Annotated in this window: 13 protein-coding genes; 6 read left to right on the top strand and 7 right to left on the bottom strand. The window is 42.0% G+C overall.

Features of this window, described 5'->3' with window-relative positions; translation table 11 throughout:
- Nucleotides 1–167: 167 nt before the first annotated feature.
- Complete coding sequence (locus VE944_RS18800; protein WP_324980125.1) at nucleotides 168–1,325, top strand: universal stress protein; 1,158 nt, start codon at nucleotides 168–170, stop codon at nucleotides 1,323–1,325.
- 4 nt (nucleotides 1,326–1,329) lie between these two features.
- On the opposite strand, the gene VE944_RS18795 is transcribed toward VE944_RS18800, so the two are convergent.
- Complete coding sequence (locus VE944_RS18795) at nucleotides 1,330–2,826, bottom strand: carotenoid oxygenase family protein (protein WP_324980123.1); 1,497 nt, start codon at nucleotides 2,824–2,826, stop codon at nucleotides 1,330–1,332.
- A 133-nt stretch (nucleotides 2,827–2,959) separates the two neighbouring features.
- The gene (locus tag VE944_RS18790) at nucleotides 2,960–4,375 is read right to left on the bottom strand and encodes a folate/biopterin family MFS transporter (protein ID WP_324980120.1); all 1,416 of its coding nucleotides are present in this window, start codon (nucleotides 4,373–4,375) and stop codon (nucleotides 2,960–2,962) included.
- 222 nt (nucleotides 4,376–4,597) lie between these two features.
- Here VE944_RS18790 and VE944_RS18785 point away from each other — a divergent pair, with 222 nt between their 5' ends.
- From VE944_RS18785 to VE944_RS18770, 4 genes are all read left to right on the top strand, one after another.
- On the top strand, nucleotides 4,598–5,818 hold the full coding sequence (locus tag VE944_RS18785) for an anhydro-N-acetylmuramic acid kinase (protein WP_324980117.1): 1,221 nt from the start codon (nucleotides 4,598–4,600) through the stop codon (nucleotides 5,816–5,818).
- A 125-nt stretch (nucleotides 5,819–5,943) separates the two neighbouring features.
- Complete coding sequence (locus VE944_RS18780) at nucleotides 5,944–6,390, top strand: hypothetical protein (RefSeq protein ID WP_229553089.1); 447 nt, start codon at nucleotides 5,944–5,946, stop codon at nucleotides 6,388–6,390.
- Between the two features lie 231 nt (nucleotides 6,391–6,621).
- Nucleotides 6,622–7,635, top strand: coding sequence for a glycosyltransferase family 2 protein (locus tag VE944_RS18775; RefSeq protein ID WP_324980115.1), 1,014 nt, complete (start codon nucleotides 6,622–6,624; stop codon nucleotides 7,633–7,635).
- A gap of 1,016 nt (nucleotides 7,636–8,651) precedes the next feature.
- Entirely contained in the window at nucleotides 8,652–10,205 is a 1,554-nt protein-coding gene (locus VE944_RS18770) for a serine/threonine-protein kinase (RefSeq protein ID WP_324980112.1), read from the top strand.
- 463 nt (nucleotides 10,206–10,668) lie between these two features.
- Here VE944_RS18770 and VE944_RS18765 read toward each other — a convergent pair whose 3' ends face one another.
- The 5 genes from VE944_RS18765 to abc-f all read right to left on the bottom strand — a co-directional run bounded on the left by VE944_RS18765 (nucleotide 10,669) and on the right by abc-f (nucleotide 16,308).
- The gene (locus VE944_RS18765) at nucleotides 10,669–10,866 is read right to left on the bottom strand and encodes an NblA/ycf18 family protein (protein WP_324980109.1); all 198 of its coding nucleotides are present in this window, start codon (nucleotides 10,864–10,866) and stop codon (nucleotides 10,669–10,671) included.
- A gap of 665 nt (nucleotides 10,867–11,531) precedes the next feature.
- A complete protein-coding gene (locus VE944_RS18760; RefSeq protein WP_324980106.1) occupies nucleotides 11,532–12,257 on the bottom strand; it encodes a PP2C family protein-serine/threonine phosphatase in 726 nt (241 codons plus the stop codon).
- A 26-nt stretch (nucleotides 12,258–12,283) separates the two neighbouring features.
- Nucleotides 12,284–13,969 (bottom strand): ABC1 kinase family protein, encoded by a 1,686-nt coding sequence (locus VE944_RS18755; RefSeq protein WP_324980103.1) that lies wholly within the window; start codon nucleotides 13,967–13,969, stop codon nucleotides 12,284–12,286.
- Nucleotides 13,970–14,204: 235 nt separating this feature from the next.
- Nucleotides 14,205–14,531 carry a DUF6825 family protein gene (locus VE944_RS18750; RefSeq protein ID WP_324980100.1) on the bottom strand — a complete coding sequence of 109 codons (327 nt, stop codon included), beginning with the start codon at nucleotides 14,529–14,531 and terminating at the stop codon, nucleotides 14,205–14,207.
- 151 nt (nucleotides 14,532–14,682) lie between these two features.
- Nucleotides 14,683–16,308 (bottom strand): ribosomal protection-like ABC-F family protein, encoded by a 1,626-nt coding sequence (gene abc-f, locus VE944_RS18745; RefSeq protein ID WP_324980097.1) that lies wholly within the window; start codon nucleotides 16,306–16,308, stop codon nucleotides 14,683–14,685.
- 516 nt (nucleotides 16,309–16,824) lie between these two features.
- Between abc-f and VE944_RS18740 the strand changes: the two genes are divergently transcribed.
- Nucleotides 16,825–17,505 (top strand): Uma2 family endonuclease, encoded by a 681-nt coding sequence (locus tag VE944_RS18740; protein ID WP_324980094.1) that lies wholly within the window; start codon nucleotides 16,825–16,827, stop codon nucleotides 17,503–17,505.
- The last annotated feature ends 23 nt before the right edge of the window (nucleotides 17,506–17,528 follow it).

Raw genomic sequence — 17,528 nt, 5'->3', positions numbered from 1 at the left:
TGTTACTCTCTGCGGCTGTGCGCGAACCATAAAAGGATGTTTAAAATATTCGTGCAAGACACACCATAAACAAAGTGAGTACAAAGCGCACGCTACGCAAGCACAACAAAGCATGAAAATATCTACTCCCCACTCCCTACTCCCCACTCCCTACTCCTTATTTTCAAATGTCAGATAAAAGTAATACTGGTTCAACTAGCACTGCACCTTTAAATTCTGGAAGTTACTCGCTTTATCCGCCACGACGGCGGGGTAAGCATAAAATATTTATTGGCATGGCTCCAGGAGTAGGCAAAACCTACAGGATGCTGGAAGAAGGACACGCACTTAAACACGAAGGGCTTGATGTCGTTGTTGGGCTTTTGGAAACCCACGGACGCAAGGATACATCTGAGAAGGGAGAAGGGCTAGAAATTGTACCCCGTAAGCAATATCCTCGCGGTGAGTTAACGCTAACGGATATGGATACAGATGCTATTTTAAAGCGATCGCCCCAATTAGTCCTAATCGATGAACTTGCCCATACCAATGTTCCTGGTTCCCCACGCGAAAAACGCTACGAAGATATAGAAGTAGTTTTGGCAGCAGGCATTGATGTCTACTCCACAATGAATGTCCAACATTTGGAAAGTCTCAATGACTTAGTAGCCAGAATTACAGGGGTGGTAGTCCGTGAGCGTGTTCCTGACAGGATTCTGGATGAAGCAGATGAAATAGTGGTAATAGATGTTACGCCGGAAACATTGCAAGAAAGGTTATTAGAAGGCAAGATTTACGCACCGGAAAAAATCCAACAATCCCTCGATAATTTTTTCCAACGCCGTAACCTGATTGCTTTGCGGGAATTGGCTTTGCGCGAAGTAGCAGACAACGTGGAAGGAAATGCGATCGCTACTTCCCCCAATGGGCAATTTTGTAATATTCACGAGCGGGTTTTGGTGTGCATATCTACCTATCCCAACTCAGTACAGTTGTTACGCCGGGGTGCGAGGCTGGCTAGCTACATGAACGCGCCGCTTTATAGCTTATTTGTCGCCGATCCAGAACGCTTCCTCACCAAAGAAGAAAGCTTACACATCCACACTTGTGAGAAACTCTGTAATGAATTTGAAGGTAGTTTTATTCGTGTTAGCAACAGTAACGTAGCTAATGCGATCGCTGAAGTCGCCGAGAAATATCGGATTACCCAAATTGTAATTGGAGAGAGTCAGCGATCGCGCTGGCAAATGCTCCTCAAAGGATCTTTGACGCAAAAATTAGTCCGCTTGCTAAAAAACATCGATTTGCATATCATTGCCAGCGATAAAATGGTTTCACCCAAATAGGAAATTAAATTTCCCCAAAAACCTCAGAAGTAAAGCTTCCATGCAAACCATAGGGGATATGATGCTTGAGATGTAGGCGAGCAATTACGCCTTTAGAGAAATCACTAGCATCCAAAATTATCAAATCTGAGCGGTGATGGGCAGCATCATAAACCAAAGCTAATACCCAACCATCATCTTCCTTTTCAGAACCTGGGCGCGGGACAAAAATCGGTTCGCCAACAAAACCACGGGGTGCAGCACTCCAAATTTGTCTTTCTCCAGACTCTAAATCAATTTTCAACAATGCTTGTAAGGGAGCATTACCAGTTTCTGCATGAGCCGCACCTATATATAGATATCGATAAGGGCGTCCCACATTCACCGGATGTATACTGGGAAATTCACAACATCGGCTCTCAATCAATTCTTGCCCGACTGTCCCATCCTTTAGATTCAGACAAAATCGCCAAAGTTGCCCAGGTGAAATTGCCTCAAAATCAACTTGTCGAAAATCGCTTTCGGGTTCCACTTCGGGGAAATTTTGGTAACAAATGGAGTCAATCAAAACTTCATCTCCTACCTCAAAAGCATTAATGTGGTGGAAGACAAAACCAGAGTGAGTTTCCAGAATTTTGATATCTTCTTGCCCTTTTTTGGGGAAGCGGGGAATAATTATAATTTGAGTTGGCTGATTTGGCTGAAATTTGATACATTCTCCTGGCCCACGTATTCCCAAGACAAAAGGTATGGGATTGAAGGTAACAGGATTTTGAAAGAAGATGCAGTAATTAGGAGTAATAAGAAAATCGTGAATGAAACAGAAACCAGGAACACTATGAGCGTGCTGTCTGATAATTTCACCTGTTGGGTTTAGCTCGAAAATAGTAATTGTGGTAGATAATCCTGGCTTAATCGAGAAGTTTACCAAGCAAGGTGCGCCCCCATCTTGGTAACAATTGTTTTCCACGCGGGGATGTGCAGCGAAAGCTTCACCTGCTGACAAAGCACCATTAAAATATTCATTACCCAAGGTTTCAAGAGTATAAGGATCGAGGCGATATGCTTCAGCCGCTTCCCAGAGGGCTAGTAGTTTTCCACCCCAATAAATAACATTTGTATTGGCGATATTTTTGAGGTTGAAGTCAAAAATATTAGCTAGCCAACTGCCGGGTTTTTGAGTACCAAAAACACCGCGATAGAGAATTTTTTTCGCCTTTTGTTCTGCCAAATAGCCAGTTGTGCGGACAAAGCGGTTGCGAAAATGGGCACGCCCATTGGTAAAGGTAATTTTACTAATCATCCCATCCCCATCAAACGGGTGATGAAGAAGTTGTCCATTTACATCGAGCAAACCGGGGCCATTTCTAAACAGCGTACCTTGTAATTCTTTGGGGATTTGCCCTTCTATATCATCAATCCAATAATCAAACTCTTGGGTTAGAGATTGATATCCTCCTTGCCAGTCTGCACGGGTATAGGATTTTTCTGTAGCTAGGCTTTCTTGACTTTTCAAATGCATATACTTTGTTTTTTCTTGTTATTTTGTACAAAAATTTGTAGCTGCTCAAAATAATTTATTTGCAGCTTTACTACGTTAGTTACTACCACGGAAAGGCAGCACACTGGCTAGAATTGGTGTGAAATTTATTACCCTATTCGACTATTTTTGATTCTGGTTCTCTTAGTACCAACTCAGACATCAAATCTGGCAAAAACGCTTGTTCCTCATCTTTGAATGTCTCAGCTTGTTCTTCAGCAGCAGGTAGCCAGTTGATAAATGGTAGGGGTAACAGCGTGCTGAGGTTAGTAATTAACACCAATAGCCAAAGTGATTCAAAGTTCGTTGCGGTGATGCCCAGCCAATAGGTGATTAGTGCCCCGAATGCCTGGGAAACCGTTCCTGCTGAATTAAATACCGACATTAACAAGGCAAATAGTGTCGCTTCCACACCAGAGGGACAAAGCCTTGCTGCTAGAACCATGACTTGCATAAAGGCAATTTTCCCCATTACAGAGAGAATCAGACTATCACCCAAACTAAACCAGTGGTCATCTATACCCAATAGCCTGTTTGTGTGAGTCACTAACAACAGCATCGTCATTCCCAAAATTGAGGAAAGGACAGTACTCCAAGCAAAAATCACGCGAAAAGGGATGCCTTTGAGGAAACGTTGAAAAATCCAAACGCCTGCTAAAGAAGCGAAACTTGTCACCAAATGCACCCGCCCCAGAAATTCTGGTTCAAAGTGGAGTTCGTTGGTAGAGAAGTAGAAAAAAGCTGAGTCAGCATTTGGGGTAGCTTGCCAGATGAAGATAAACGCCGTTGGTAGCCAAATACTTTTTTGGCTAATGGCTTGGCGTAGCTGCCCCAGTTGATGCTTGATTGGTAAAGGGTTGGTGTGATTACTATCTTCAGCATCTTTTGTAACGGGGGACTCAGCAATTAACCAAGCTACCCCTGAGACGATGAGAGGGAATAAGGCGGTAATTCCAAAGACAGTGCGGCTAGTAAAGTATTGAAGCAGCAGACCACTAAAGTATGCTGTTATCAAACCTCCGATCGCAGAAGCACCCCAACATAGAGATTGTAACGAACCGGCTTTTGCTTGGGATTCGCCTCTAGCTCGTTCCACAACTAGCGAGTCAACTATGACATCACTCATGGCGACACTAAGAGAACTAAGAGCGATCGCTAATGTAGCTGCCCAGCTAGTATGAACTATTGTCGCCAGACTCGCCCAAGAAGCAGTTCCCAGTATCCCGGATAATATTAAGTAAGGACGCCGACGATAGCCAAATATAGGCAAGCCATCAGAAATGAAACCAAACACCGGCTTGATCATCCAAGGTAGGAAGACGATTCCCAACAGCGCCGACACCTGAACGGGACTCAGCAGCAGTTCATCTTTGAGGAAAAAGCTAACGGCTAGACGCGATAATCCTAAAATTCCTTGGACAAAATAAACGGTGAGAATTGCAATTAACTCTGCATTAGGTTCATTACCCAAGAAGATTTTTTGTGTTAATGAGTCTTTGACCTTGGACAAGCCAGATGATTGAAGCACCATTCGATAAATATTTTTTAAGTTTTATCTACTTTTCTATCATATCGATTCTTAAGAAGTGGGCTTATAGAGATAGATTAGTCGCCATTGCTATTGGTTTTGCCATTCTTCTTTTGCTCTGTCTACTCGTCTTTCTCCAGTCACCTATACCACCTGAGTTTTTTTTGACATGGGTAGTAACATGAATTAGACTACCTCTTGCAATCACTAAAAGAATCTTTATCAATGCATTCGACTGAAGAAGCTGCTGTTCCTACTCGCATTATCGGTTTAATTAGTGGCACATCTGTAGATGGCATAGACGCTGCGTTGGTAGAGATTTCCGGTACAGAATTGGATCTCAAAATTGAGTTGCTAGCCGGGGCAACATATCCTTATCCAGCCGAACTCAGAGAAAGAATCTTGGCAGTTGGCGCAGGCGTTGCCATCTCAATGGCAGAATTGGCAGAAATAGATGATGCGATCGCCCAAGTCTTTGCCCAAGCCGCCCAAAATATTCAAATTGGTCATCAGCCAGCCACTCTCATTGGCTCCCACGGTCAAACAGTTTATCACCGACCACCTGCGGATAGGGAAATCGGAAAAAAAACCACTCCCCACTCCCCACTAGGTTACAGTCTCCAACTAGGGCGCGGTGCATTAATTACCCATATTACGGGCATTACAACTGTGAGCAACTTTCGCGTTGCTGATATCGCTATTGGTGGTCATGGTGCGCCTCTCGTGCCCAGAGTAGATGCCTATTTACTCAGTCATCCTGAAGAAGGGCGTTGTATTCAAAATATTGGTGGTATTGGTAATGTTGCTTATATTCCGCCTCGGCATGGCGACTGGCTCTCAAAAATTCGCGCTTGGGATACTGGCCCAGGAAATAGTCTGTTGGATCTAGCGGTAGAGCATTTAAGCGCTGGCGCTAAAACTTACGATGAAGATGGCAATTGGGCAGCGAGTGGTACTCCTTGCGATCCATTGGTAGAACAATGGCTCAACCAAGACTATTTTCATCTGCCGCCGCCTAAATCCACTGGGCGAGAGTTATTTGGTGTAGCTTACCTGCATCAGTGTTTAGAAGATGCCCAAACATACCAACTCAACGCCGCCGATTTACTAGCAACTCTCACCGAACTTACAGCTACTTCAATTGTTCATAGTTACCGCACTTTTTTGCCGGAAATGCCACAAAGGGTACTATTATGTGGCGGTGGTAGTCGCAATCTCTATTTGAAACGTCGATTAGAGTTCTTGTTGCCATCAATACCAGTCTTGACTACAGATGAAGTTGGTTTAAGTGCAGATTTTAAAGAAGCGATCGCCTTTGCAGTTTTAGCCTACTGGCGACATTTGGGTATTCCTGGCAACCTACCTACTGCGACTGGGGCACCTCAAGAAGTGCTTTTGGGAGAAATTCACCAAAGTCAGTACTCAGTGCTCAGACAGGAACAATAAACAAGATCAAAAATTTCTTCATTCAGCACTGGCTCAACGCCCCGCTCTCGCTAACGCAACTTAGCACTGCTATAACTATAGTCTTGGCGGCACTCGATCAAGACAGGGAATAGGGAATATAGAAGGTGGCTCATACTTTTTTATTGGAACCAGGACGCTGGACAATGCAAGGAAATTGGTTGGAACGTAATGGTATGCCAATCAGTGTCAAGGGTATGACCTTGGTAGCTTGGAATCGAGATAACTGGTTTACTATGGCTACAAAACTGATATTTCCTGGTAGCGATCGCTCAGAAATCTCTCTGCAATATAAGGGGCGGCTTCATGAGGGAGAGCGTCAGTATACTTTTTTACTCCAGCATAATACTTTGGGGCAGATTGAAGGTGAAGGCTGGATTGGTTTAGATACAATTGTGCAGCGTTACTGGGTAATAGGCGATCGTCAGCGTCGTAGTGGCTTTGAAACCCTGCACCGAATTTCGGAAGATAGATATTACCTCAGTAGTGGCATCTTGGCTGGTCATTTTTTAACTAACACAATGGAAGCTAGCCTAGAGCGTCAGTCAACCTAAAGGTAGCGCTGCTTGCTGCCCGTCTAGGCTGGAAGCCTGCCCCTCAAACAATCCCAATCCACTGCTGCCTCTGGTTGTTCAAAGTCCAATATCTCATGCCTGATCTCAAGGAGTTATCATTTATTCTCACTGACCTACTGAGTTGTATACTAAATAATAAATTATCAGATTATCAAATTATCTTTAGCTTTTAGTATTTTTACCGAACCGTGTAGTCTGGAGTCCAGTTTCATGAATCCTAAAGTCTCTGTAATTATCCCTGCTTACAATACTGAAGCTTATCTTGCGAAGGCAATAGAGTCAGTCTTAGAGCAAACGCTCACAGATATTGAAGTTATCATAGTCGATGATGCTTCAAGTGATAAAACTGTAGAAGTCGCTAAAAGTTTTACTGACCCACGTCTCAAAGTAATAGTTAATCAACAAAACCTTGGGGCTGCTGCTGCGCGTAATCGCGCCCTTAGAGCAGCCCAAGGAGAATGGATTGCTGTGCTTGATTCAGATGATTGGTATGCTCCTGAAAGATTGTCCAAGCTTGTGTCGCTGGCAAATGAAAAAAATGCAGACATGATTGCTGACGATCTTTATTTAATCAACGATGGTGAAACATCTCCTTGGAGTACATTGATTCAAGAAAGTGAAGAAAGTATAGATAAAATTTTCCAAATTGATATCGTTTATTTTGTAGAAACTGATGTCTATGGACAACCAGGATTGCATCTTGGTATAAGCAAGCCTCTCTTCAAACGAGAATTTTTAGTTAAACACGGCATCGAGTACGATGATGCCATCAGGATGGGTCAAGATTTTTGGATTGATATGAAATGCTTAATCAAAGGAGCACGCTTTTTCCTTGAGCCAAAACCCTATTATTTCTACCGCTCACGCCCCGGATCTCTTGTACATAAAAGCCAATTATCACGTCTAAATCAATATTTGAATGCTAGTAATTCTTTCATGCAACAAGAAGTTGTGAAAAAAAATCCAGCTTTAATGCGTGCTTTGTCTTATAATAATTCAGTTTATAAAAAACATATAGCTTATCTTCAAGTTGTAGAGCCTCTCAAAGAAGGGAAATGGTTAAAAGCATTGACAGAAATGGGTAAAAATCCGTACTTCTTTTATGATTTTATTTCCCGATTGAACAATATTATAGAACGTCGAATTCAATACTATATAATGGGTAATAAATCAGTTTTTGACATTTCTTATAACATACACAGAGAACGAAAAACTAGCAATTAGTACTATCATATTTTTCTCAATAAATAATCCATCCTTACCTCGTCAGAATCAGCCTGAAGGTAAAAACTTGGTAAGGTAATAAGTATCTTTAATTATCTTTACTTACAAAATAAACGCAGAGTACAGCCTTGCTGGAGGTAGGAGGAAAGTACTAAATTAAGCAAAACTTTAGTTGTAGACCACTGCTCACTAAAATAACCTGAGTCTGACGAACCTCTCCCTGCCTTGAATTTTAGTTGAAGTCGTTCTTCTCTCACTGGAATAGGGACGGTTTTAGGTAGTAAAACTTCTTAGAGGTCTTTTAAGCAAGGCAAATTAGGCGGACACTATATGAGCCGTCGAATTCAGGTAAAAACAACAGTCATAAATCCTAATCAGCTAAAGCATTATTTACGAAGCATAAGGGCTTGGAGCTTATAAAATATGCCCAGCACGGCTTCATGCCGTCCCTAAAGACTTTATTGATATTCAAAACTCCACACTCATTACTCAGTTCCTAGAACTCTGTGGTGAGTGTGGTGCTACCTAATTAAATTTTTTAGCAGATTTTAGAGTTATCTATTTAGTTAAAATTGGGCAAACTAAAATTACACCACAATGAAAGTGCAAAATGGTACAAAGCGTCATTATAAATCTACCCTTTCTGCTTGTTTGATCTGAAATGTTGCACCAGTGTAATAACCGCCTCGCTTGCAAACGGCTAGATTATGCTTTCAATCTTCTAAAAGAGGACTGAAAAAAGCTAGTACAGCAAGCGCGGAAATAAATATACCCTTCTCCTATCGGAGACGCTACGCGAACGGGTTCACCAGTCGCCTGCGGAGGGAAACCCTCCCGCAGCGCTGGTTCACCATTTCAAATAGCGCAAGAAGCTCGGAATACAATTTCTTTGACTTTTGACTTCCGCCTTGCGGTATGAGCCTAGAAAGTGATTTATAGGCGTAATAATCAAATATCAGTTTGAATGCACTTTTCCTTCTAAACACTTACAACCTGCTTTTGGATTCAAATTCTCTATGTCAGACCCCAACATTGGTCGCTTACTCAGCAAACGCTACCAACTCCAGGAGTTAATCGGTACTGGAGCAATGGGTCAGGTTTATCGTGCTAAAGATACTTTGTTGGGAGGTGTACCTGTTGCGGTTAAGTTTCTGGCGCTATCAATCCAAAATGAAAAAATGCGATTGCAAGACCGCTTTGAGCGAGAAGCAAAAACCTGTGCTTTACTAGGGCAAAAAAGCATTCACATTGTCCGAGTCATGGACTATGGCGTAGATGACAATAACACCCCGTTCTATGTCATGGAATACCTACAAGGACAAAGCCTGAACAATATTATTCGCAAGCAACGATTGCCTTTACCAAGATTTTTGAGTATGGCGCGTCAACTCAGCCTGGGGTTACAGTGCGCTCATGATGGCATCCCAGTTGAGGGGCATATTTGCCCAATTATCCACCGCGATATCAAGCCAAGCAATATGCTGGTGATTCAAGATCCCAGTTTTGGAGAATTAGTCAAGGTTTTAGATTTTGGTATTGCTAAATTATTACAGTCAGATGGCGACCATACAAAATTCTATTTGGGGACATTGGCTTATTCTTCTCCCGAACAGATGGAGGGTAAGGAATTAGACAATCGTTCTGATATTTATAGTTTGGGCGTCATGATGTTTGAGATGCTCACAGGCAAAATGCCACTGGCGCCACCAACTCACTCTTTTGGAGCGTGGTATAAAATACATCACTATCAAAAACCACGTTCTTTTGCTGAGGTTGCGCCCGGATTAGAATTACCAAAAGAAATCGAAAATTTGGTGATGAGTTGTCTAGCTAAAGTACCACGCGATCGCCCCCAAAATATCACTGAAATCCTTAAGGTTTTAGCATCTCTAGAAAAGCCTGAGCATACACGCAAAATTAAGCAAGACATCCAGGCGCTAGTTCCTGCTACTAAAGTAAGCAATGAGCTTGAACAAAAGACAAAAGGCGATTCGCGGGTATCCTCGGCAAACGATGAAATCGCTCGTGCCATTTCCTGGCCCCACAATAAACCAGTTGCCGATATTGTGTTTCCCCAGCCCATTAATAACAATGGGGAGCTTTTACCCGCTCTATGGGTGATGCTACCGCAAGAGGAAATTCAAAAGCGCTTACTCTGTACCCGCTATAACCAATTTCTTTTTATCTCTATTCCCCATCCCATGCTGCTATGGATTACTGTCATCTACAACCGCAAACATGGTGCTAAATGGTTACCTTACTACCTTGATTTCAAAACCAGTCTTGGTCAAGAAATTGCCCGGTTACTACAGCATACAGGTTACTATCGTCTGTTGTTCTTTGCACGAGAAACACCAAATCGCTGTACCCATATCTTACATTCCAGCATCGCTTCTGCCCAGCGCCAAAGATTGCAAGAGTGGCTCGCAATGAGCAACACATTGAACTCCTCTGCCGACTCGCAAATTAGTAAAAGCTTACTAAAAAGTGAGTATGAAAAGATTAAGCCTCAAATTCTCGCAAAACTGGAAAGTATTGATACAGATTCTCCATACGATCTTTCCAACTAGGAATAATTCTTTTATGTTACATGTCTTATATGTAACTAAAGGGTGGTTCTTGAAGAATGTAAACTTTTATAAACAAAATATGTATAAAGATGTAAGTTCTAGTTATATGTATAAAGAGTGAAAAAACTAACTGCCAAATCACGGCTATTTAAATTGTCTCTCAATCTTTCTGTATATATATTCCGGGAGATTGTAAATTTACGCAGGTTAATTCTCACGCTAGACGAACCAAAAAGAAGTCTGTCTAAAGCCAAAAGTAAATTTGTACCACAAAATTAAAGTAAGTTTAGACTCTAGCAGATGTATCGTCGAAAAGTTTACTCATTGTTAGTTTTTGGAATTTAATTTTTGTCCAACGTTTAGAGAATTGTTTATCGAAGTTGACGCCCCGACATCCCCAGCTCTTTTCCTCCTTGGAACCAAGCAAGAGAAGGAGGTCGCCCACTGCGACAGTAGAACGACTCTATGCCATAGTGGAACCGGAATCTAAGCCCCACTGGTGCTTAAGAAGCTCTTGATAAGTTGCCTCGCGCACGACCATTTGCTCATAGAGCTTTACTAAAAAGTCTTTAGCTTGATCGTGGCTCATATTTTGCACCTGAGTAGCAAATGAGCAGACGCTGAATTGCTGTTCCAAGGATAGTTTCATTGGTTGGTTCATAATTAACTCCGAAAAAAACAAAGAATAAAGGTGATATCGCTTACAGAAGTCCAAATTGGATAATAATTGGACTGATATCTGTCCAACATTTGTTCCTCCGTATTACGAAAGATAACAAGTGTTTGACGTATTGCCCACATCCAAAGTGGGGAATTTTTCGGTTCTGATATCTTGCACCTAATCCTAGTGATATACTACCCAAGTCAGCCAAGTCATATTCCGGAAAATATTCTCTGTTTGGTCTTGGATAGATATAACTACCTCTTGACTCCTTTTTGCTTTGCATAACTCTCCTCTGAGGAGATGAGCAAATTTTGTCCTAAATCCTACATAAGTTATCCCTGTTTGAGAAAAACTAAGATGCTGTCTCCTCCCAATATGGAAGAAGCTTCGGAGGGTTGGGACTTTCAGGAGGTTAGAGAATTGATCGTAATAAGCGTGAATTATAGTTGCTTCACGTTATTACGTGCAAGATGTAAATCTACCAATTTATGCAAATTTAGCCTCTTTTAAGTCACTTTAGAGGCTAAAAATATTTGTATCAAATTGTAAAAAGTAAAAATGCTCATGCTGAACAAATTGCTGAGTATATCTACCAGATTTGTCATTTGTCCTTTGTCCAATAGCTAATAACTTTTGACCAATGACCAATGACCAATAACTATTTAGTCGAGTGAGACGATGACAACTGTGATGTTATCGTGCCCTCCGTGGTCTTTGGCAGCCTCAACTAGAGAGATGGCGGCTTTATCAAGCCACGGAGTATCTTGGAGGCAGCTAGCAATCTTCTGCTCGACAAGTTCTTCTGTTAGACCATCACTACATAACAGTAAGCGATCGCCAACTTTGACATCTAGTGGTTGTACATCAATCTGATGCAAGTCTTCACGCCCTAAACAGCGCGATAATACATGACGAAAAGGATGCGATCGTGCTTCATCTAAGGTGATATCACCGATTTTGATTGCCCGTGCTACCCAAGTGTGGTCTTCTGTTACTTGTTCTAAGTGCGATTCTCGGAAGCGATACAGCCGCGAATCGCCAACATGAGCGCACCAGGGCGTCTCTGGGGCGCGAAAAATTACCGCTACAACCGTTGTACCCATGTCGCCGCGCTCGGGATGATTTTGCTGATCGTGCAAAATCGCTTCATTGGCACCCCACAAAGCTTGCTCTAGTAATTCTTGAGAAGATTTAGAAGATTCCCAATTTGCTAGCAAATACGCCTGAATTTCTCCAGTGGCAATGCGGCTTGCTTCCTCACCTCCTGCATGACCACCCATTCCATCGGCGACAACGAAAAATCGCCCCTCTGGGTCGATATAGTAAGCATCCTGATTATTAGAACGAATAAGTCCCGGATCGCTAAAACCCGTGAAATTAAGTTTCATAAATTATTTTTGCAACTAACAATTAATTAATACATACGATCGTAACGGTCAAGTCGTAAAAGTAGTCTGATCATGATCACTGCAAGCCCTGCTGCAATTAAACCAGGCGCTAATGCCCACCATACATAATTGGTAACCACTAAGATCGTAGCTGAAAGGGTGAAAGCACTGATTAACAGGGCATAGCTTATTGAGAGCTGAATACTGCTCTGTCGGCGCAATAGGCGTTCAGTTTCGATAGACCGAACGCGCAGGCGCATGTCTCCCCGTTCTAGCTTCTCTAGGGTATCCTCTAATCTACGTGGTAGACCAAAGGCGGTACTACTTACCTGAGCTGCTTGACGACTTAATTCGTTAATAAAGCTATTCCCCTCAGAACCATTCATATCGGTCATAAGCTGCATTGCATACGGTTTGGCAACTTCCATAAAGTTAAAATCTGGATCTAAACCTTTGCCTACCCCTTCTAAGGTAGAAAAGGCTCGCATTACAAAAGTGAAGGTTGCTGGAAATCTAAATGGCTGATTATAAGCTATTTCGTAAAGGTCGTCACTAATTGCTGCCACCGATTGGTTTTCAAATGGCTTATCCATGAAATGATCCAGCATGTACTGGACGGAACGCCGGACTGGGCCCATATCATCCGTTGGGGCGATCGCGCCTAACTCGATCAGAGACTGCACAACGCGATCGCCATCTTTTTGGGCAATGCCAAACAGTGTTTGCATTAGTCCTTCACGGATATTTGACTTAATCCGCCCCATCATGCCGAAATCGTAGAATATCAAAGCACCAGTTGCACTAATGGCAATATTGCCTGGATGAGGATCAGCGTGGAAAAAGCCACTGTTGAGTAATTGTAGTAAATAGGCTTGAGCACCTTGACGAGCGATCAACTTTCGATCTAAACCTGCTGCTTCTAAAGCTTCGTATTGGCTAATTTTAATTCCAGGGAGATATTCTAAAGTCAACACTCTGGACGAGGCGTAACGCCAGTATACTTTTGGGACGTTCACCCAATCGTAGCCGCGAAAGTTGCGGCGAAAAGTATCAGCGTTACGACCTTCGTTGAGATAATCAATTTCTTCCCAAAGAATGCGACAACATTCTTCATAAATACCTAACCAATCTCGCCCCCGTCCCCATTTGGGATGGTTTTGAAAATAGCGGGTAATTCCCTTAAGAATTTGTAAATCTATTTCAAATAACTTCTTTAGTCCAGGACGTTGCACCTTGACAACAACCGATTCTCCACTATGCAGCACAGCTTTGTGTACTTGCCCTAAGCTAGCAGCAGCCAAAGGAATCGGTTCAAAATTATGGAAGAGTTCAGGAATTTTCTTGCCTAGTTCTCTCTCAATGGTTGCTTCTACTTGCTCATAGCTAAATGCCGGTACTTTGTCTTGTAACTTGGCTAGTTCTTCTACATATTCAACTGGAAATATATCAGCACGGGTAGAAAACAATTGCCCTATTTTGATAAAGGTTGGGCCTAAATCCAGCAGGGTATTGCGAATCCACACCGCTTGGGTTTTGCGTTTTGTGGCTTGCTTTGCCTCAGTCACACCACCCGGATAACTCCAAGATTTGTTGTATAGCCAAAGTTTGAACAATAAGGTCAAAACAAAAGACCAAATGTCCACAAAACGCCGTCTGCTAGAGTATTGTTCCCGATTCCAACGGTATGCTTTATCTGAATAACCTTGTTCCATATACTTTGTTTACCGTTGGTTTGCAACCGAATTCCTTGAAAGAAAAGACACCTGATTCCTAAACTTTTTTTTTAAATGTCCTTTGTCATTTGTCATTTGTACATAATAATTTTTGACCAATACAACTCTTGGAGAGACTACGCCCTAAGCGTGGCCATGCCGCAGGCTTTACGGCAAAGCTCAGTACAAGTAACTAATGACGAATGACCAATGACTAATGAGCAATGACTAAAATTTATGCAGAAGTTCTACGATAATGTTGCAATTCTGTTCGTAACAGGGCAATTTCTGCTCGTAATTCATCAATATCTGCTTGTAAATCACCGGAATCAGAACTGCCTTGTCTAGTACCTGTGGTACTTTGGCCACCATTAGCAGCTTCTGCTGCCCGATTTGCCCGCTCTAGAACTTCGTCTGTAAACTGGCGCAGCTGCTCTCTAGCTTCTGCATCAAATTTGCCTAGATCGCTTAAGGCATCGGTCAAGGCCACCTCTAAACGCTCATTAACTACTTCAGCTACTGCTCTGCCTACGAAAAAGGCTTGCACAAGGGGGTTACTCATAAATTTTTGTTACGTTGCACCGCAAGAGAATTATAACTTGCCTGTATGCTTTACGGCTTCTGTTGTAGAGTTAGAAATTTACGTGGCAGGATGGGCAACTTTCAGCCTTAGTGAATAGAATTTGCAAAGTTTATGGATACCCAAGCAAGAGCTACAACGATCTTGGGTCAGAGATTTCGAGTAATTCTCGATAATATTGCTCTGGTGTATTGGGTAAATAGGTTGTCATTTGCAAGGCTTGCTCTCTCAACTTAAAACTTTGAGTAATGTTAGTTCGGCACAGGAAGTCTAGATCGTGGGAAATTACCCAAAGTGCCCCTTGATAGTTATTTATACTTACTACCATTTGTTCAACAGTTTCAATATCCAGGTTATTAGTTGGCTCATCGAGAATCAGCAGATCGATTTCTGAGATACTGATCATAGCGATCGCTAATCTTGCCAATTCACCCCCACTCAATACAGAGGCGCTTTTGTGAACGTCATCATATTTAAACAGAAAGTGTCCTAGTTGTTGACGCAAAAGCTGATAGCTGAGATGAGGATTGGCAGCTTGCATATTTTCCAAAAGTGTGTATTGGCGATTTACCAATTCGTAGGTTTGATCGAGATATACAGCTTTCATGGCTGGTGCAAGCAAAACCTCACCTGAGTCCAAAACTGCGGTTTGGTTTTCCATCCCTAAAATTGCCTTTACCAGACTAGATTTACCAGAACCGTTTGCGCCGATAATGGCTATGCGATCGCCAGATGATACATGCAATTGAATATTTTGAATCAATAGACGTTCTGATACGCTAAGATTTGCACCCTGGATATTAATTAAATTTCGGCGCTTTTGATTTTTTTCTTCTAGCTGAATACTAGTTACTTTGGTAGTTTTGACCTTCGTCTCTGCAACCTTTTGATTAGCCTTCGCTACTGCTGCTTCATGTTTCTTTTTCGCAGTTCCGGTAGACACCTCAGCTTTGGTTTTCATCAGCCCTGCTGCCATTTTATCAATACTGCCATTAAGAAACTTGGCACGACCGTTGCGGCTAGATTGGGCTGCGCGTTGCTGTTCTTGCATAGCTGTGGCTTGGGTATGTTTGAGTTCCTTTCTGGCGATTTCGTGCGATCGTATAGCTACCTCTAACTCGATTTCTTTCTGTTCTCGATACTGAGAAAAATTACCTCCATATACCTTTATTCCAACAGGTGTAAGTTCCCAGGTAACTTGTGTTACTTGGTCTAAGAAAAAAGGCTTGTGCGAGACAATCACAAACGCGCCAGTGAAATTTTTAAGAAATTGCCTTAAACTTTCTAAGGCTTGCAAATCCATGTGGTTGGTTGGCTCATCCAGCAACAGCAAATTTGGTTCTTGAGCTAAACCAATCGCTAAAAATAGTTTTGTGAGTTCTCCTCCACTCAGGTTAGTAATTGGTAAAGATAAGTCAAGTGTTGTATGGAATTGTGTTTGTAAAATATCCTCAATTTTCCACCATTCATCAGAGGTAGAAATCAAAAAATTCAGTACTGTATCTACTGTAATTTCTTGCCTAATAGTGCTGATTTGTGGCAAATAGTAGACAACACCATTACCTAAAACTGAACCATCACTGGGGCTAATTTGACCTGCAAGTATCTTGAGTAGGGTTGATTTACCTACACCGTTACGGCCTACTAAAGCGATGCGATCGCCTGCTTCGATACTCACCTGAATTTTTTGAAACAAAGTTCTATCCAAGCTGAGTTCGTAGGCTAAATTCTCAGCTAACAATATTGATTTTTTCGGCATTATTCTCAAACCTCAATTCGCAAAGTTCCACCCGCGTATTTATAACAATTACGGGTAGATTAGACACAAAAACTTAGCCGCAGACACTTGCCAAGCGGTTTAATCTAGATACGAGTGATGAGAATATTTTTAGTACATGACTATGTGAAGTAACCCTGTCAAACTAGTTGCGTTTATTCTTTGTTGACATTTGTTGCTTTGGCGCAACAGGTGTTTGGTACTACTTCATTTGTGCTATCTCGTTGGAGTTGTGATGAGGTTTGATATTGACTACAGTGTAGCATGAAGGTATTTCGGAAGGCTAGCGTTCGCGTAGCGTACCGTAGGTAATCGCTTTTTTATTCTCTGTGCCCTCTGCGTCTCTGTGGTTAATAAAAATTTTCCACCCCAGAGACGCAGAGAACGCAGAGGTTCAGGAGGAATTTTGATAAAGATGCCTCGTACGTATAACTAAGCGATCGCTAACTACAAGACTGCTAAAATAAATTAATAACTACTTGATGCCGTATCCATTGTATGACCATAGCTCAAGAATTAGATTCTCAACAAGGCATCTGCCAAGATGTTATATTTCCTCCTGGTGATCTATATAGTGATGAACCTCCCTTGGAAACCGAACTACATCTACGGCAAATAATCCTACTTTTAACTTGTTTGGAATGGTTGTGGCGAGATAGAAATGATTTCTATGCGGCGGGAAATCTGACTATCTATTACAGTCCACATCAGCGCAAATCAGAATACTTCCGAGGGCCAGACTTTTTTGTAGTGTTAGGAACTGAACGTAAAACCCGCAAAAGTTGGGTAGTTTGGCAAGAAGATGGCAAATATCCGAATGTAATTCTAGAAATATTGTCTGACTCAACAGCTAATACTGATAAAGGTTTAAAAAAAGAAATTTATCAAGATACTTTCCGCACCTTGGATTATTTTTGGTTCGATCCTTACACACAAGAATTTGCGGGATTTCATTTAGTAGATGGAGAATATCAACCTCTACAACCAAATGAACAAGGACATTTGTGGAGTCAACAATTAGGGTTATATTTGGGAGCTTATCAGGGATTATTGCGGTTTTTTACACGAGATGGTCAACTAGTACCAACACCTGAAGAAACGGCAAAACAGGCAGAACAAAAGGCAGAACGTTTGGCAGCAAAACTGCGCGAGTTAAATATCGATCCAGATACAATTTAGACCAGGACTAATTCATTTAGGAT

This window comes from Nostoc sp. (assembly GCF_035638895.1).
Taxonomy (GTDB): Bacteria; Cyanobacteriota; Cyanobacteriia; order Cyanobacteriales; family Nostocaceae; genus Nostoc.
Note: the sequence above shows the minus strand (reverse complement) of the source record. Positions and strands in the feature narration are given on the sequence as shown.

Bases quoted from the DNA above. Each gene is read 5' to 3' on its own strand.
- VE944_RS18760 (WP_324980106.1), bottom strand. From the start codon at position 12,257: ATGAAACTTAATTTCACGGGTTTTAGCGATCCGGGACTTATTCGTTCT.
- VE944_RS18785 (WP_324980117.1), top strand. From the start codon at position 4,598: ATGCATTCGACTGAAGAAGCTGCTGTTCCTACTCGCATTATCGGTTTA.
- VE944_RS18795 (WP_324980123.1), bottom strand. From the start codon at position 2,826: ATGCATTTGAAAAGTCAAGAAAGCCTAGCTACAGAAAAATCCTATACC.
- VE944_RS18765 (WP_324980109.1), bottom strand. From the start codon at position 10,866: ATGAACCAACCAATGAAACTATCCTTGGAACAGCAATTCAGCGTCTGC.
- VE944_RS18750 (WP_324980100.1), bottom strand. From the start codon at position 14,531: ATGAGTAACCCCCTTGTGCAAGCCTTTTTCGTAGGCAGAGCAGTAGCT.
- VE944_RS18770 (WP_324980112.1), top strand. From the start codon at position 8,652: ATGTCAGACCCCAACATTGGTCGCTTACTCAGCAAACGCTACCAACTC.
- VE944_RS18800 (WP_324980125.1), top strand. From the start codon at position 168: ATGTCAGATAAAAGTAATACTGGTTCAACTAGCACTGCACCTTTAAAT.
- VE944_RS18790 (WP_324980120.1), bottom strand. From the start codon at position 4,375: ATGGTGCTTCAATCATCTGGCTTGTCCAAGGTCAAAGACTCATTAACA.
- abc-f (WP_324980097.1), bottom strand. From the start codon at position 16,308: ATGCCGAAAAAATCAATATTGTTAGCTGAGAATTTAGCCTACGAACTC.
- VE944_RS18755 (WP_324980103.1), bottom strand. From the start codon at position 13,969: ATGGAACAAGGTTATTCAGATAAAGCATACCGTTGGAATCGGGAACAA.
- VE944_RS18775 (WP_324980115.1), top strand. From the start codon at position 6,622: ATGAATCCTAAAGTCTCTGTAATTATCCCTGCTTACAATACTGAAGCT.
- VE944_RS18740 (WP_324980094.1), top strand. From the start codon at position 16,825: ATGACCATAGCTCAAGAATTAGATTCTCAACAAGGCATCTGCCAAGAT.